General features: G+C 55.0%; 13 protein-coding genes. 5 read left to right on the top strand and 8 right to left on the bottom strand.

Annotation, left to right across the window (positions count from 1 at the left end):
* Positions 1 to 53 precede the first annotated feature (53 nt).
* From mepS to RT197_RS11965, 4 genes are all read right to left on the bottom strand, one after another.
* Positions 54 to 620, bottom strand: coding sequence for a bifunctional murein DD-endopeptidase/murein LD-carboxypeptidase (gene mepS / locus RT197_RS11980; RefSeq protein WP_312950834.1), 567 nt, complete (start codon positions 618 to 620; stop codon positions 54 to 56).
* 429 nt (positions 621 to 1049) lie between these two features.
* Complete coding sequence (locus RT197_RS11975; protein ID WP_312950832.1) at positions 1050 to 1751, bottom strand: phosphatase PAP2 family protein; 702 nt, start codon at positions 1749 to 1751, stop codon at positions 1050 to 1052.
* 43 nt (positions 1752 to 1794) lie between these two features.
* Positions 1795 to 2772, bottom strand: a complete 978-nt coding sequence (locus tag RT197_RS11970; protein ID WP_312950830.1) for a GTP-binding protein — start codon at positions 2770 to 2772, stop codon at positions 1795 to 1797.
* 59 nt (positions 2773 to 2831) lie between these two features.
* The gene (locus tag RT197_RS11965) at positions 2832 to 4298 is read right to left on the bottom strand and encodes a fructuronate reductase (RefSeq protein ID WP_312950827.1); all 1467 of its coding nucleotides are present in this window, start codon (positions 4296 to 4298) and stop codon (positions 2832 to 2834) included.
* 205 nt (positions 4299 to 4503) lie between these two features.
* Between RT197_RS11965 and uxuA the strand changes: the two genes are divergently transcribed.
* Positions 4504 to 5694: a mannonate dehydratase gene (gene uxuA, locus RT197_RS11960; protein ID WP_312950825.1), complete on the top strand. Its 1191-nt coding sequence runs from the start codon at positions 4504 to 4506 to the stop codon at positions 5692 to 5694.
* Positions 5695 to 5760: 66 nt separating this feature from the next.
* On the opposite strand, the gene yeiP is transcribed toward uxuA, so the two are convergent.
* Positions 5761 to 6333, bottom strand: coding sequence for an elongation factor P-like protein YeiP (yeiP, locus tag RT197_RS11955; protein ID WP_312950822.1), 573 nt, complete (start codon positions 6331 to 6333; stop codon positions 5761 to 5763).
* Between the two features lie 150 nt (positions 6334 to 6483).
* Here yeiP and RT197_RS11950 point away from each other — a divergent pair, with 150 nt between their 5' ends.
* Positions 6484 to 6738, top strand: a complete 255-nt coding sequence (locus RT197_RS11950) for a YkgJ family cysteine cluster protein (protein ID WP_312950819.1) — start codon at positions 6484 to 6486, stop codon at positions 6736 to 6738.
* Here RT197_RS11950 and setB read toward each other — a convergent pair.
* Positions 6735 to 7916, bottom strand: coding sequence for a sugar efflux transporter SetB (gene setB / locus RT197_RS11945; RefSeq protein ID WP_312950816.1), 1182 nt, complete (start codon positions 7914 to 7916; stop codon positions 6735 to 6737). The two genes, RT197_RS11950 and setB, sit on opposite strands and share 4 nt — an antisense overlap.
* A 369-nt stretch (positions 7917 to 8285) precedes the next feature.
* Between setB and fruB the strand changes: the two genes are divergently transcribed.
* From fruB to fruA, 3 genes are read left to right on the top strand one after another with little or no spacing between them, the layout of a single operon-like run.
* On the top strand, positions 8286 to 9419 hold the full coding sequence (fruB, locus tag RT197_RS11940) for a fused PTS fructose transporter subunit IIA/HPr protein (protein ID WP_312950814.1): 1134 nt from the start codon (positions 8286 to 8288) through the stop codon (positions 9417 to 9419).
* Complete coding sequence (gene fruK / locus RT197_RS11935) at positions 9416 to 10354, top strand: 1-phosphofructokinase (protein WP_312950812.1); 939 nt, start codon at positions 9416 to 9418, stop codon at positions 10352 to 10354. Before fruB ends, fruK begins: the two co-directional genes overlap by 4 nt.
* 16 nt (positions 10355 to 10370) lie before the next feature.
* On the top strand, positions 10371 to 12062 hold the full coding sequence (fruA, locus tag RT197_RS11930; RefSeq protein WP_312950809.1) for a PTS fructose transporter subunit IIBC: 1692 nt from the start codon (positions 10371 to 10373) through the stop codon (positions 12060 to 12062).
* A 45-nt stretch (positions 12063 to 12107) separates the two neighbouring features.
* On the opposite strand, the gene nfo is transcribed toward fruA, so the two are convergent.
* Both nfo and RT197_RS11920 read right to left on the bottom strand, forming a co-directional pair.
* On the bottom strand, positions 12108 to 12965 hold the full coding sequence (gene nfo / locus RT197_RS11925; RefSeq protein WP_312950806.1) for a deoxyribonuclease IV: 858 nt from the start codon (positions 12963 to 12965) through the stop codon (positions 12108 to 12110).
* Positions 12966 to 13035: 70 nt separating this feature from the next.
* On the bottom strand, positions 13036 to 14085 hold the full coding sequence (locus RT197_RS11920) for a YeiH family putative sulfate export transporter (protein ID WP_312950803.1): 1050 nt from the start codon (positions 14083 to 14085) through the stop codon (positions 13036 to 13038).
* Positions 14086 to 14157 lie beyond the last annotated feature (72 nt).

The raw sequence follows: 14157 nt of genomic DNA, 5'->3' as shown, positions 1-14157 counted from the left end.
GTGTTTTTTTTCGTTTCCTGTTGTCAGCCAAGGGAAAACCGACAACAGAAACATTAAGAACGGCTCAGGACGCGACGCGCTTCGTTATAACGCTTCTTCCAGTAAGGCTCGTCCATACTGGAGATGGTGACGCCGCTGCTGGTAGAGGCATGGACGAACTGGTTATTGCCGATATAGATACCGACATGTCGCCCTGTCGAACCGGCACGGAACAGAACCAGGTCGCCGGTGCGTAAATGACCACGCGAAACGGATTTACCCATTTCCTGCTGCTCATAGGTTGAGCGCGGAAGTTCCATATTAAACTGCTCGCGGAAAGTACGCTGTACGAAACCGGAACAATCAATGCCTTTTTTAGTGCTGCCGCCCAGACGATAGCGCACGCCCTTCCAGCTGGCATACTGATCCATCAGGCGTGACCTAACGTCAAGATTACGCACCATGGATTCAAATTCATCCTGAGAGGCTTGCAGTGAAGAGGTATCTTCAGGCACTGCATGCGTCTCAGAATGCATGTTTCTTGCTGTATTAGTCGAACTACATGCTGAAAGCAAAACTGCAACTGCTAACGCGGGGATGGCCCGCCAGATGTATCTCAAAATCGGCTGAGATGTGACCATGTTGTTTATTTTCCCTTGTAGTCCTTAACGAAAAGATCGTTATAAAAATGCCAACCGTGACGAGCCTAATTACCTGCGCACACCGAGACAATTCTTTCTGTGCAAATTTGTGCTGGAACGCACAAAATTATTCACGATGAGAATAATTTATCTCTGAGAGGCAAAACGTAAACGAGAGTACCCTATCACCTCATGCATTGCGAGTGCTTTTAATCGATTTTTTATATGAAAAAGTGATACAGAAAGTTAAAAAGGTGAATTGATTAAAAAATGATCTATTTTAGATAAAAAAACACCAATTCATCGACTTACGTAGATCTCATCGCGACGAGAAGAGGATTAAGTGGTCTGAGCAGCGCACGAAAGGCTAAAAAAACCAGAAGCGATATCTATTAGCAAGTGTTAATTGTGGTTATTTATTTGTTGTATTTATGTTTCTTTTCTGCCGGGTAAATAGCGCGCCATAACACAAATCATTTTATCGCTGACAGGCGTTAGCAGGATCCACGGCAGACCGATGAGTACCGATGATAATGAACCAATAACAATATCGGTTAACCAGTGAGCGCCGATCATCACTCGCGGAAAAGCGAAAATAACAAATATCACCAGCGAGAGCAGGAATGTTTTCAGGCCAAAATAGCGCCACATAAAGGCGCTGAAAATCAGCAGCATCATACCGTGGTCGCCGGGGAAGCTGTCTTTCGACGCGTCTTTGGTCGAAATGTGCAGCACGTCGCTGACCCGCAGGATATCGGTAAAGAACAGTGTCGGGCTGGCGCGCTTGACCGGCATCAGCAACTGCGCAAGCTGATTGACAATAACGGCCGTCAGCAGCATGACCAGCCCGATAATCACAATCCGGCGGCGCTCTGACGGCCCGCTACGCAGCCAGAAGCGGAGCATCAGACAACCCATCGCCAGCAGGGAGCAGGCGTCAAAAGCACGATTATTGACGATAGCCAGAAACCAGACAAAGGCACGATGATCCGCCAGCGCATGGTTGAAAAAATGAAAAACGGCCGCGTCGAGCGCGAACCAGAAACCGTGGTTTTCCGGCAGATACCAGCACAGAAAGAGCGCAAATCCTGCCGCATTCAGCAGCAGGATTGAAGAGAGTCGGGTTTTCATTTTAAGGCCACGTGAGTTAATAACGAACGAAACCTTAGCGGTATCAGCTTAAACGTAGCTTCAACAGTGACGTTTGCAACGCGTTCCAGTCAGCGTCGGCATCGCTAATCAGTTCAATCCGGCTGTCCGGTGGGGCGACGTTCTGCGTTTCGATATGCAGATCCTGTCCCTGCCGGTTGATGCGCACCAGGCCTTCGGTTATCCGCATCACACCTTTTACCCGATCCACCGGCGCGAGCCTCGCCCATTCCAGCAGGCCAATAGTGTCAAACCGGGTATCCGCATCAAAAACCCAGCCGCAGGACTGGTAGCCCTGCCCGCTGTTAAGGCTGCGCCGCCAGCGCTGGTGCTCCGGTAAACTCAGTGCGGCAAGCCCCTTAGTCCGGGCGTGCGCGTGGCTGTGTCCGCCTGCGTCAGGCAGCTCAGCCTTATTCAGACGCGGTTTGTCCAGCAGAGTGGGGGAGATTTTGCCCTGCTCGCTGTGGATCAGTTCGCGTGTACCACCAAAATTTTGCCACCAGTTTTCCAGCGCTTTTTCGCTGGTTTCACTGGCCCGATCGCTTTTATTCGCCACGATGATATCGGCGGCGGCCAGCTGGTCACGGAAGTTCTCATTATTTAGCGCTTTTTCGTCCAGCAGCAGACGCGGATCGAGAACGCAGAGGGTGGCCTGTAATTCAATCCACGGTTCATAAACCGGCGCGGTGAGAAGGTCGAGGGTCTGCTTCGGATGGCCCAGCCCGGTAGGTTCAATCAGCAAACGGTCGGGTTTTCCCTGACGCAGCAGCGTGTTCAGCCCTACCTGCATCGGCAGGCCATTTACGCAACACATGCAGCCGCCGGGGATCTCTTTGAGCAGCGCACCGCTTTCGGCCAGCAGCGTGCCGTCGATGCCAACCTCACCAAATTCGTTGACCAGAACGGCCCATTTTTCATTCGCGGGTTTATGCGCCAGCAGATGCAGGATCGAGGTGGTTTTCCCGCTGCCGAGAAAACCGGTGATGAGATTGGTTTTGGTCACGTAAGCTCCGTACAATATAACAAATTTGTCACAGCTTACTCTACTCTGCGCGGCGAGATCTAATCGTTCAGCACGTCGATAATCGCCTGCCGCGCGCCGTTTTCTGCCAGACATTGCCAGGCGTGCTGAATCGCGGCGACAAATTCCGCGTTCTGCGGTAAATCAGCGGCGAAAATCTCCTTTAGCGTCAGCAGGGCGGCCACGCGCTGGTCTTCACTGCTATTGGTGACCAGCGGGTGAATTTTTTCTGCCAGCGGATCGCGAACATCAATGGTATTACCCGCTTCGTCTTTTCCGCTGACGTAGCGCATCCAGCCCGCAATGCCCAGTGCCAGCAGCGGCCAGCGGGTGCGACGCTGCAAATGTACGCGCACGCTGTCCAGCATCCGCTGCGGCAGTTTCTGGCTGCCGTCCATCGCAATTTGCCAGGTACGATGCTTCAGCGCAGGGTTGGCAAAACGGGCGATCAGACTGTCGGCGTAGGCATTAAGATCGACGCCGGTAATGCTGAGAGTGGGAGCCTGCTCGTCGGACATCAGACGACGCGCCGCCTGGCGAAACGGGGTGTCCTCCATACAGTCGCTGATATGCTGATGCCCTGCCAGATAACCCAGCCAGGCGAGAAAGGAGTGGCTGCCGTTGAGCATCCGTAGCTTCATCTGCTCCCACGGCATCACGTCGTCGACCAGCTGTACATCAGCGGCTTCCCACGCCGGGCGACCGGCAACAAAATTATCTTCCACCACCCATTGAATAAACGGCTCGCAGCTAATCGCACACGGGTCGAAGACGCCCGTTTCAGCCGCGATTTCAGCCAGTGCTTCGTCCGTGGCGGCGGGAACAATGCGATCCACCATGGTTGCCGGAAAAGTGACGTGCGCTTCAATCCATGCCGCCAGTTCAGCCGAGCGTTTTCGTGCCATCCCCAGCACCGCGTTTTTCACTACGTGGCCGTTATCAGGAATGTTATCGCAGGAGAGCACGGTAAAAGGCGCAAGTCCGCGCTCGCGGCGACGTGACAGCGCTTCCACCAGAATGCCCGGCGCAGAATGGGGTTCAGCCGGATTTTGCAGATCGTGAACGATACGCGGCTGGGTTTCATCAAGACGCCCGGTTGCCGGATCGATGCAGTAGCCTTTTTCGGTAATGGTTAAGGAAACAATCGCCACCTGCGGTTCACAAAATTTCTCAATAATCGCCGCCAGCGAATCCAGCTTCGCGTTCAGGCATTCATTGACCGCACCAATAATTATCGCCGTGTTACCCCGCGCGCCTTTTTCCAGCACGGTATAAAGATGATCCTGCTGACGTAGCTGGCTCATAAGCTGGTCGCCGCTGAACAGACTGATTTCACAGATCCCCCAGTCGCCGCCTCTGGCATTCAGCACCCGGTCGGTAAGCAGCGCCTGGTGCGCCCGGTGGAATGCGCCAAAGCCGAAATGGACAATGCGTGAACGAAGCTGCTGACGATCGTACTGCGGTTGTTGCACCTTGTCGGGAAGCGGAGTTGAGGCGATAGTTTCCATTATGCGTACACTCTATTAACTAAGAATTAACAAGCGACAGTGTAAAGTTATATGACAGCAAAATGAATTGGTGTGCCTTAAATATGCGGGGAATGTGAGCTGGATCAATCAATGACCGGGAGCAAATTGACGTTCCGCAGGAAGCATGTATGGTAGTCATCATTAAATGGTTTTAATTGGTATAACAACTTGAGAGGGTGAGGCGATGGAGCAAACCTGGCGTTGGTATGGACCAAACGATCCGGTATCTCTGGACGATGTGCGTCAGGCTGGCGCAACTGGCGTAGTGACCGCACTGCATCATATTCCGAATGGCCAGGTCTGGCCGGTGGAGGAGATCAAACAGCGTCAGGCGCTGCTGGCGGAAAAAAGCTTAACCTGGTCGGTCGTCGAAAGCATTCCGGTGCATGAAGAGATCAAAACCCACTCCGGCGACTGCGCGACCTGGATCGCAAATTATCAACAAAGCATCCGCAATCTTGCCGCCTGTGGGATTGATACCGTGTGCTACAACTTTATGCCGATCCTCGACTGGACGCGTACCGATCTCGAATATACGTTGCCGGATGGTTCAAAAGCGCTGCGTTTCGATCAAATCGCCTTTGCCGCGTTTGAATTGCATATCCTGAAGCGCGACGGTGCCCGTGCCGATTACAGCGAGCAGGAGCAACAGCAGGCGCAGGCGTATTTTAACGCCATGAGTTCCGCTGATATCGAAAAGCTGACGCGTAATATTATCGCCGGGCTGCCGGGGGCGGAAGAAGGTTATACCCTGGATCAGTTCCGCGCGCGCCTGGCGGAGTACGATCGAATTGATAAAGCGCAGCTGCGTGAAAATATGGCGCATTTCCTGCGGGCGATTGTTCCCGTGGCGGAAGAGGTGGGGGTCCGCCTGGCCGTTCACCCGGACGATCCGCCGCGTCCGATCCTCGGCCTGCCGCGCATCGTTTCTACCATCGATGATATGCAGTGGCTGAAAGAGACCGTCGACAGCATTAACAACGGCTTTACGATGTGTACCGGCTCCTACGGGGTGCGCGCCGATAACGATCTGGTTCGCATGGTCGAGACCTTCGGCGATCGCATTCATTTCACCCATCTGCGGGCCACCTGCCGGGAAGAGAACCCGAAAACCTTCCACGAAGCCGCGCATTTGCAGGGCGATGTGGACATGGTGGCGGTGGTGAAGGCCGTGCTGACCGAAGAACTGCGGCGTAAGAAAGCGGGCGATCTGCGTCCGATCCCGTTCCGCCCGGATCACGGACATCAGATGCTCGATGACTTGCGTAAGAAAACCAATCCGGGTTATTCCGCAATCGGTCGTCTGAAAGGTATGGCGGAAGTGCGCGGCGTTGAGCTGGCACTGAAACAAACGCTGTTTCCTGAACTGCTGTAAGCCATAAAAAAAGCGATAGCGGCGGCTGCCGTTATCGCTTTTCACATCCGTTAAAATTGCGCCAGATTAATCAGCGCGGCCCATAAAACGGCGCTCTTCAATATGAATACGGATCTTCTCACCGATGGTCAGATATTCCGGCACCTGAACAACCAGGCCGGTCGCCATTTTTGCCGGTTTAGTCCGCGAGCTGGCGGAAGCGCCTTTGATGCCCGGTGCCGTTTCGATAATTTCCATGTCCACCGTCTGCGGCAGTTCCAGCGCTAACAGCTGGCCGTCCCAGGTCAGCACCTGCATATCCGGCATACCGCCTTCCGGGATAAACAGCAGCTCTTCTTCGATCTGATCTTTGGTGAAGGTATACGGGGTGTAGTCTTCTTTATCCATGAAGACATACTCGTTACCGTCAACGTAAGAGAAGTCAACGAAACGGCGGGTCAGGGTCACGGTATCAAGAATATCGTCGCCCTTAAAACGTTCTTCTACCTTCAGGCCGGTGCGAACGTCGGAAAAACGCATTTTGTACAGCGTTGCTGCGCCACGGGCGCTGGGTGACTGAATATCAATGTCTTTGACAATCAACAGTTTGTTGTTGTAATTCAGCACCATACCTTTTTTAATTTCATTCGCTCTTGGCATTGCAATAATCCTGTTTACGGAGGTGTATAAAATATCGCGTCAAGGTACTCGTGACGGGGCTTTCAGGCAAGTGGAATTGACGTGTTTTGCTATCACTGCGCCAAAGGTGATACTGTGTGATGTGTTGCCTGCCCATCAAAGAGAAAACCTATGCAGTGTCGAGCGGACTGCGGTGCCTGTTGTACTGCGCCTTCTGTTTCCAGTCCGATCCCCGGTATGCCGGACGGCAAACCGGCAAATACGCCCTGCGTTCAACTGGATGCGCAGCTACGCTGTAAAATCTTTGCTTCACCGCTACGTCCAAAAGTCTGCGCCGGGCTACAGCCTTCCGCTGAAATGTGTGGACGCACGCGCGACGAGGCGATGACCTATCTGATTGACCTCGAAATCCTGACCGCGCCCTAAACGTCTTTAATCCGCATCAGGCAGGCAAACCCGGCCACGCACATGACCAGCGCGATCCAGAAAACCGCATGGTAGCTCCACAGCTCCGCCACAATTCCCGCCAGCGATCCGGCGATAATCCAGCCCACACGGGTGGTATTGCTGTACAGCGTGGTGGCTGAACCCGCCTGACCAGGCATCAAATCCTGAAAATAGAGCATTCCGATGCCCGCCAGAATACCGATGTAAATGGCGTTCAGCAGTTGCATGGCAAGCAGAAGGGCGGGGGTGTGGACCGTCAGCATCCCGACATAAAATATCAGCCCGGCGACAACGGCAATGCGCATTAAAAAGCGTTTGCCGAATCGTCTGGCGTAATAGCCAGCGATCAGCATGGTCGGGATTTCCAGCCCGGCAGCCGTACCCATCATCAGGCCCGCCAGTTTTTCCGGCAGGTGCAGTTCATTAATAATAAACAGCGGCATATTAATGATATACAGGCTGTTAGTTCCCCACATCAGGGTACAAATGATGAACAGGAGCAGCGCGTCCCGACGATTGCGGCGCGGGGCTTCAATACTGCCGGATGCCACAGGAGCCAGCTTCGGCATGGTCGGTAAAAACAGCCACACCATGACGCCGCAGACCACAAACGCCACCGACGCGCTGAGATACATCACGGTAAAGCCAAAACCCATCGCCAGCGCATAAGCCAGCGGCGGGCCAATCACCCACGCCAGCGAGACCTGCGCCCGCAGAATCGAGCTGAACATCACCGCTTCGCGGCCGGTGCGATCCGCGTGCTCACGCGCCAGCGCAAACATCTGCGGGTTGGCCGTGGAGCCAAAGCTGCTCAGGAAAACCCCAATAAACAGCAAAATAAAATAGTTGCGATTCCAGGCGAACAGGACACACGCCAGCACGCCGAGCACGCAGCAAAAGATAATCAGATTCTTACGATCGCCTTTGCGATCCGAGCGCCCGGCCAGAAACTGGCTCACCAGAATGCCGATCACCGCGCTGCCGGTAAAAAAGAAGCCGACCATTGCCGGACGCGCATGAACTTCATTGGTCAAAAACAGGCTTAGCGTTGGCGTTTGCAACGCGCCCGCAATACCGGTGAGAAACGCGACAATTAAAAATGAGGCGGAGGTGAAGTCAAAGGCGCGCGCTGGACTGGCGACAGGGGTATTTTGCATCGGATTTTGTAAGTCAAAAAGAGAGACGCGGGAGTTTACGCCGCCGCGAGAAAAATAAACAGGGCGTGAAATCAAAACAGGCACGATCAATCAAAACGGTTTTTCACCCTCCGGGTGAGTCATGCTGAAAGAGCTGAAGCGAGCATAAAATCGTCTATTCAGCTTCAGCAAAAAATCCCCTCCGGGCGATAAAGTGTGCTGCACCTCTAAATTCTGCAATCCAGATCATAACATTACTTGCAGTAACGCGCCGGAAGATTAAAAATTATTGAAACGTTTCAGCGTGATCTCTTCATGTTCCATGATCGGGATAGCGCATTTTTTCTCAATTTAGCTGAAACGATTCAAGTTCAGCAGGAGAGGAGACCCATGTTCCAGTTATCTGTGCAGGATATTCATCCCGGCCAACAGGCAGGGAATAAAGAAGAGGCCATTCGTCAGGTCGCCGCCGCGCTCGTGCAGGCAGGCAACGTGGCTGACGGCTATGTCAACGGGATGCTGGCGCGCGAACAGCAGACTTCCACCTTCCTCGGTAACGGGATTGCTATTCCTCACGGCACCACCGACACCCGCGATCAGGTGCTGAAAACCGGCGTACAGGTTTATCAGTTCCCGCAGGGCGTGACCTGGGGTGAAGGCCAGACGGCTTACGTCGCGATTGGTATTGCCGCCAGCTCTGATGAGCACCTCGGCCTGCTGCGTCAGCTTACGCACGTATTAAGCGATGACTCGGTGGCTGAACAGCTGAAATCCGCCACCACCGCTGAAGAGTTGCGCGCGCTGTTGATGGGCGAAAAGCAGAGTGAAGTGCTGAAGCTGGATAACGAAACGCTGACGCTGGACGTGGTTGCTAGCGATCTGGTGACGTTGCAGGCGCTGAACGCTGGCCGTCTGAAAGAAGCTGGCGCAGTAGACGCGGGCTTTGTTGCTCGCGCCATTAATGAACAGCCGCTTAATTTGGGGCAGGGCATCTGGCTGAACGACAGCGCGGAAGGCAACCTGCGCAGCGCAATCGCGGTGAGCCGCGCGGCAACGGCTTTCGCGGTTGATGGTCAGCCTGCGTCGCTACTGCTGACCGTCGCAATGACGGATTCGCAGCCGGTTGCAGTGCTCGACCGTTTGAGCCAGCTACTGCTGAACAACAAAGCTGAACGTCTGCTGAATGCCGATGCCGCCACGCTGCTAGCATTGCTGACCAGCGATGACGCGCTGGCTGACGATCTGCTGAGCGCAGAGTTTGTGGTGCGCAACGAGCACGGCCTCCACGCGCGTCCGGGCACCATGCTGGTGAATACTATCAAGCAATTCAACAGCGAAATCACCGTGACGAATCTCGACGGCAGCGGTAAACCGGCGAACGGTCGCAGCCTGATGAAAGTCGTCGCGCTGGGCGTTAAAAAAGGTCATCGCCTGCGCTTTACCGCTCAGGGTGAAGATGCGCAACAGGCACTGGATGCCATCGGTGCCGCTATCGCCGCCGGTCTTGGGGAGGGCGCAGCATGAGCCGTCGCGTCGCAACCATTACGCTCAATCCGGCCTATGATCTGGTGGGATTCACTCCTGAAGTGGAGCGTGGTGAAGTTAACCTGGTGCGCACGACTGGCCTCCATGCCGCAGGTAAAGGGATTAACGTCGCCAAAGTGCTGAAAGATCTGGGCATTGATGTCACCGTCGGCGGCTTCCTGGGGAAAGACAACCAGGACGGTTTTCAGCAGTTGTTCAGCGAACTGGGCATCGCCAACCGTTTTCAGGTGGTACAGGGCCGCACGCGTATTAACGTTAAGCTGACCGAAAAAGATGGTGAAGTCACCGACTTTAACTTCTCCGGTTTTGAAGTAACCCCTGCCGACTGGGAGCGCTTCGTCGCGGATTCGCTAAGCTGGCTGGGCCAGTTTGATATGGTTTGCGTCAGCGGTAGCCTGCCGAGCGGCGTCAGCCCGGAAGCCTTTACTGACTGGATGACGCGTCTGCGCAGCCAGTGCCCGTGCATTATTTTCGACAGCAGCCGTGAAGCGCTGGTGGCCGGATTAAAAGCAGCGCCGTGGCTGGTTAAACCTAACCGTCGCGAGCTGGAAATTTGGGCAGGGCGCAAGCTGCCTGAATTGCAGGACGTCATTGAGGCCGCGCACGCACTGCGCGAGCAGGGGATTGCCCACGTCGTCATTTCCCTCGGCTCGGAAGGCGCACTGTGGGTTAACGCCTCCGGCGAATGGATCGCCAAACCACCGTCCGTTGAGGTGGTCAGCACCGTTGGCGCGGGAGACTCGATGGTTGGCGGGCTGATTTATGGTCTGCTGATGCGTGAATCCAGTGAACACACGTTACGTCTGGCCACTGCCGTTGCTGCACTGGCGGTCAGTCAGAGTAACGTTGGTATTACCGATCGTACCCAGTTAGCCGCGATGATGGCGCGCGTTGACTTACAACCCTTTAATTAACAGCAGGAGAGGCATAATGAAAACGCTGCTGATTATTGACGCCGGTCTCGGACAGGCTCGCGCTTATATGGCGAAGACTCTGTTGGGTGCTGCGGCGCAAAAAGCACATGTTGAAATCACCGATAACCCGAACGACGCTGAACTGGCGATTGTTCTGGGCACTGCACTGCCTGCGGACAGCGCGCTGAACGGTAAACAGGTTTTTCTCGGCGACATCAATCGCGCTGTGGCACACCCTGAACTGTTTCTCGGCGAAGCGAAAGCCCAGGCGACCGCCTATACCGCACCGGTTGCGGCAGCGCCTGCGGTAGCCGCGGCGGGCCCGAAACGCATTGTGGCCGTCACCGCTTGCCCGACCGGCGTGGCTCATACCTTCATGGCGGCAGAAGCGATTGAAACCGAAGCCAAAAAACGCGGCTGGTGGGTGAAAGTCGAAACGCGTGGCTCGGTTGGCGCGGGTAATGCGATTACGGCGGAAGAAGTGGCGCAGGCCGATCTGGTGATCGTGGCGGCAGACATCGAAGTCGATCTGGCGAAGTTTGCCGGTAAACCGATGTACCGCACTTCCACCGGGCTGGCGCTGAAGAAAACCGCTCAGGAGCTGGACAAAGCCGAGGCGGAAGCACGTCCTTATCAGCCTGCGGGTCAGTCCCAGGCAGCGGGTACTGAAACGAAGAAAGAGAGCGCAGGAGCCTATCGCCACCTGCTGACCGGCGTGTCGTATATGCTGCCGATGGTGGTCGCGGGCGGTCTGTGTATCGCGCTTTCCTTCGCCTTTGGTATCGAGGCATTCAAGACGCCAGATACGCTGGCGGCAGCGTTGATGCAGATTGGTGGCGGCTCGGCGTTCGCGCTGATGGTGCCGGTCCTCGCAGGCTACATTGCGTTTTCTATTGCTGACCGTCCGGGCCTGACGCCGGGTCTTATCGGCGGCATGCTGGCGGTGAGTACCGGTTCGGGCTTCATCGGCGGGATTATCGCTGGCTTCCTCGCAGGCTATATCGCGAAGATGATCAGTACCCAGGTAAAACTGCCGCAGAGTATGGAAGCGCTGAAACCGATTTTGATCATCCCGCTGGTTTCCAGCCTGATTGTCGGCCTCGCGATGATCTACCTGATCGGTAAACCGGTAGCCGGTATCCTCGAAGGGCTGACCGCCTGGCTGAAAAATATGGGCACGGCGAACGCGGTTCTGCTGGGTGCAATTCTCGGTGGCATGATGTGTACCGATATGGGTGGCCCGGTGAACAAAGCGGCCTATGCATTCGGGGTAGGGCTGTTAAGTACCCAGACCTACGCACCGATGGCAGCGATTATGGCAGCCGGGATGATCCCACCGCTGGCCATGGGCGTGGCAACGCTGGTAGCCAGCCGTAAATTCGACAAAGGTCAACGTGAAGGTGGTAAAGCGGCGCTGGTGCTGGGTCTGTGCTTTATCTCTGAAGGGGCCATTCCGTTTGCAGCGCGCGATCCAATGCGTGTGATCCCATGCTGTATCGTCGGTGGTGCCATCACTGGCGCTATCTCAATGGCGATTGGCGCGAAACTGATGGCACCGCACGGCGGTCTGTTCGTACTGCTGATCCCAGGCGCTATCACTCCGGTGGTAGGTTATCTGCTGGCGATTGTTGCCGGTACGCTGGTTGCAGGTCTGGCCTACGCCTTCCTGAAACGCCCGGAAGCGGAAGCAATAGCGAAAGCGGCGTAATTCTTTTTCGCTGATAAAAGGGCCGACTCGTCGGCCCTTTTTTATTTACGCGACGGTTTCTTCCGTTTGCTGTGCCTTCAGCCAGGCAATTTCTTCTGCCCAGATATCCGGGTTAACCGTCTCCAGAATAAGTGGGATGCCGTCAAAACGGTTGTCCTGCATGATCCAGCGAAACGCTTCGTGACTGATATTTCCTTCGCCCAGGCTGTGATGACGGTCAACGCGGCTGGCAAACTGGCTTTTCGCATCGTTAAGATGCATGCCGCGCAGATAGTTGAAGCCGACGATCCGTTCGAATTCGGCGAAGGTTTTTGCCGTCGCTTCAGCGCTGCGCAGGTCATAACCCGCAGCGAAAGCGTGACAGGTGTCGATGCAGACGCCGACGCGGGATTTATCTTCCACGCCGTCAATGATGGCCGCCAGATGCTCAAACTTAAAGCCCAGGTTACTACCCTGACCGGCGGTATTTTCGATGACGGCGGTGACGCCTTTGGTTTTTTCCAGCGCGATGTTAATGGATTCGGCGATGCGGGCCAGACACTCGTCTTCCGGGATCTGCTGTAAATGGCTGCCGGGGTGAAAATTCAGCAGCGTTAATCCGAGTTGCTGGCAGCGCGTCATTTCATCAATAAACGCGTCGCGCGATTTCTCCAGGGCTTCGCTGACCGGATGACCAAGATTAATCAGGTAGCTGTCGTGAGGGAGAATTTGCGCAGGGGAGTAGTGATATTTTTCACAGGCGGCGTTGAAATCATTAATGATTTCATCATTAAGCGGGGCCGCGCGCCACTGGCGCTGGTTTTTGGTGAATAACGCAAAAGCGGTGGCGTTAATTTCAGCGGCGCGAATGGCGGCGTTCGCCAGACCACCGGCGGCGCTGACGTGCGCTCCAACATACTTCATAGAAAACTCCGGTTAAGCCCGCAGGGCAGAGTGCTCTATCATACGGGTTAACCGGGTTGCGTCGTAAGGTTTATCTTACCAGCGCGTGCACTATCAGGTTAATCGTACCACCGCCGACAATCAGCCAGATAAACAGTATCAGCGCCATCAGCAGCGGTTTAGCCCCGGCTTTTTTCAGCGCGCTGACGTGCGTTGTCAGACCCAGCGCGGCCATTGCCATAGCCAGCAGGAGAGTATCGAACTTGATCAGTCCGGCGACTACCGCAGTGGGCAGCAGATGAAACGAGTTGAAAATTGCCACCACGATAAACAGCACCGCAAACCACGGAATGGTGATTTTACTCTGCTGCCCGCTGGCTGCCGGGGTCAGCTGGCGTACCCGTGCCGCGAGAATGAGCAGGAAGGGCGCGAGCATCATGACGCGGATCATTTTGGCGATCACCGCCGTGTTTTCTGTTTGCAGGTCAATGGCATGTCCGGCAGCCACCACCTGGGCAACTTCATGCACGGTCGAACCGATGTAAATGCCGTAATTTTCCGTGCTGAACCACGGTGCCAGCAGGTGATACATCGCCGGATAGAGAAAAATGGCGATAGTACCGAAGATTACCACGGTGGCCACGGCGACCGTCACTTTACTGGCTTCTGCTTTGATCACCGGCTCTGTCGCCAGCACCGCCGCCGCGCCGCAGATGCTGCTGCCTGCGCCAATCAGCCAGGTCGTTTGTTTATCCAGACCCAGTATTTTTTGCCCGATAAAACAGGCCAGCATAAAGGTGCTGGCGAGGGTCAGGATATCCGTCACCACGCCGCTGACGCCGACGTCAGCAATCTGGGAAAACGTCAGACGAAAGCCGTATAAAACGATCCCCAGCCGCAGCAGATGCGCTTTGGCGAACTGAACGCCGGGATCGTAATGCTCACTGACGCGAGGATAAACGGTATTGCCAACGATCATCCCCAGCAGGATCGCCAGCGTCAGCGCACTGAATCCGGCATTGGCGATGGATGGAAAAGAACTGGCCCACATTGCAAAGACGACCAGCAGGGCGCAGATCGCTAATCCTGGAAAAAAGTGTCCAGGCTCACGCCGGGGTGCTTCTGTCGTTATCTCAGTCATAACCTTCTCCTCAATAGGGTTATAAGGTTATAACGGTGAGGAATAAAAATAAAATTGATTGTTTATCTGTAA

The sequence above is a fragment of the Superficieibacter sp. genome, from assembly GCF_032071645.1.
In the GTDB taxonomy this organism is placed as follows: Bacteria; Pseudomonadota; Gammaproteobacteria; order Enterobacterales; family Enterobacteriaceae; genus Superficieibacter.
The sequence above is the reverse complement of the archived record's forward strand: the minus strand, read 5'-3'. Positions and strand labels throughout refer to the sequence as shown.

What these genes read in the sequence shown, in the direction of transcription:
- mepS (WP_312950834.1), bottom strand. Translation starts at nt 620, where the DNA reads ATGGTCACATCTCAGCCGATTTTGAGATACATCTGGCGGGCCATCCCC.
- RT197_RS11975 (WP_312950832.1), bottom strand. Translation starts at nt 1,751, where the DNA reads ATGAAAACCCGACTCTCTTCAATCCTGCTGCTGAATGCGGCAGGATTT.
- RT197_RS11965 (WP_312950827.1), bottom strand. Translation starts at nt 4,298, where the DNA reads ATGGAAACTATCGCCTCAACTCCGCTTCCCGACAAGGTGCAACAACCG.
- uxuA (WP_312950825.1), top strand. Translation starts at nt 4,504, where the DNA reads ATGGAGCAAACCTGGCGTTGGTATGGACCAAACGATCCGGTATCTCTG.
- yeiP (WP_312950822.1), bottom strand. Translation starts at nt 6,333, where the DNA reads ATGCCAAGAGCGAATGAAATTAAAAAAGGTATGGTGCTGAATTACAAC.
- RT197_RS11950 (WP_312950819.1), top strand. Translation starts at nt 6,484, where the DNA reads ATGCAGTGTCGAGCGGACTGCGGTGCCTGTTGTACTGCGCCTTCTGTT.
- setB (WP_312950816.1), bottom strand. Translation starts at nt 7,916, where the DNA reads ATGCAAAATACCCCTGTCGCCAGTCCAGCGCGCGCCTTTGACTTCACC.
- fruB (WP_312950814.1), top strand. Translation starts at nt 8,286, where the DNA reads ATGTTCCAGTTATCTGTGCAGGATATTCATCCCGGCCAACAGGCAGGG.
- fruK (WP_312950812.1), top strand. Translation starts at nt 9,416, where the DNA reads ATGAGCCGTCGCGTCGCAACCATTACGCTCAATCCGGCCTATGATCTG.
- fruA (WP_312950809.1), top strand. Translation starts at nt 10,371, where the DNA reads ATGAAAACGCTGCTGATTATTGACGCCGGTCTCGGACAGGCTCGCGCT.
- nfo (WP_312950806.1), bottom strand. Translation starts at nt 12,965, where the DNA reads ATGAAGTATGTTGGAGCGCACGTCAGCGCCGCCGGTGGTCTGGCGAAC.
- RT197_RS11920 (WP_312950803.1), bottom strand. Translation starts at nt 14,085, where the DNA reads ATGACTGAGATAACGACAGAAGCACCCCGGCGTGAGCCTGGACACTTT.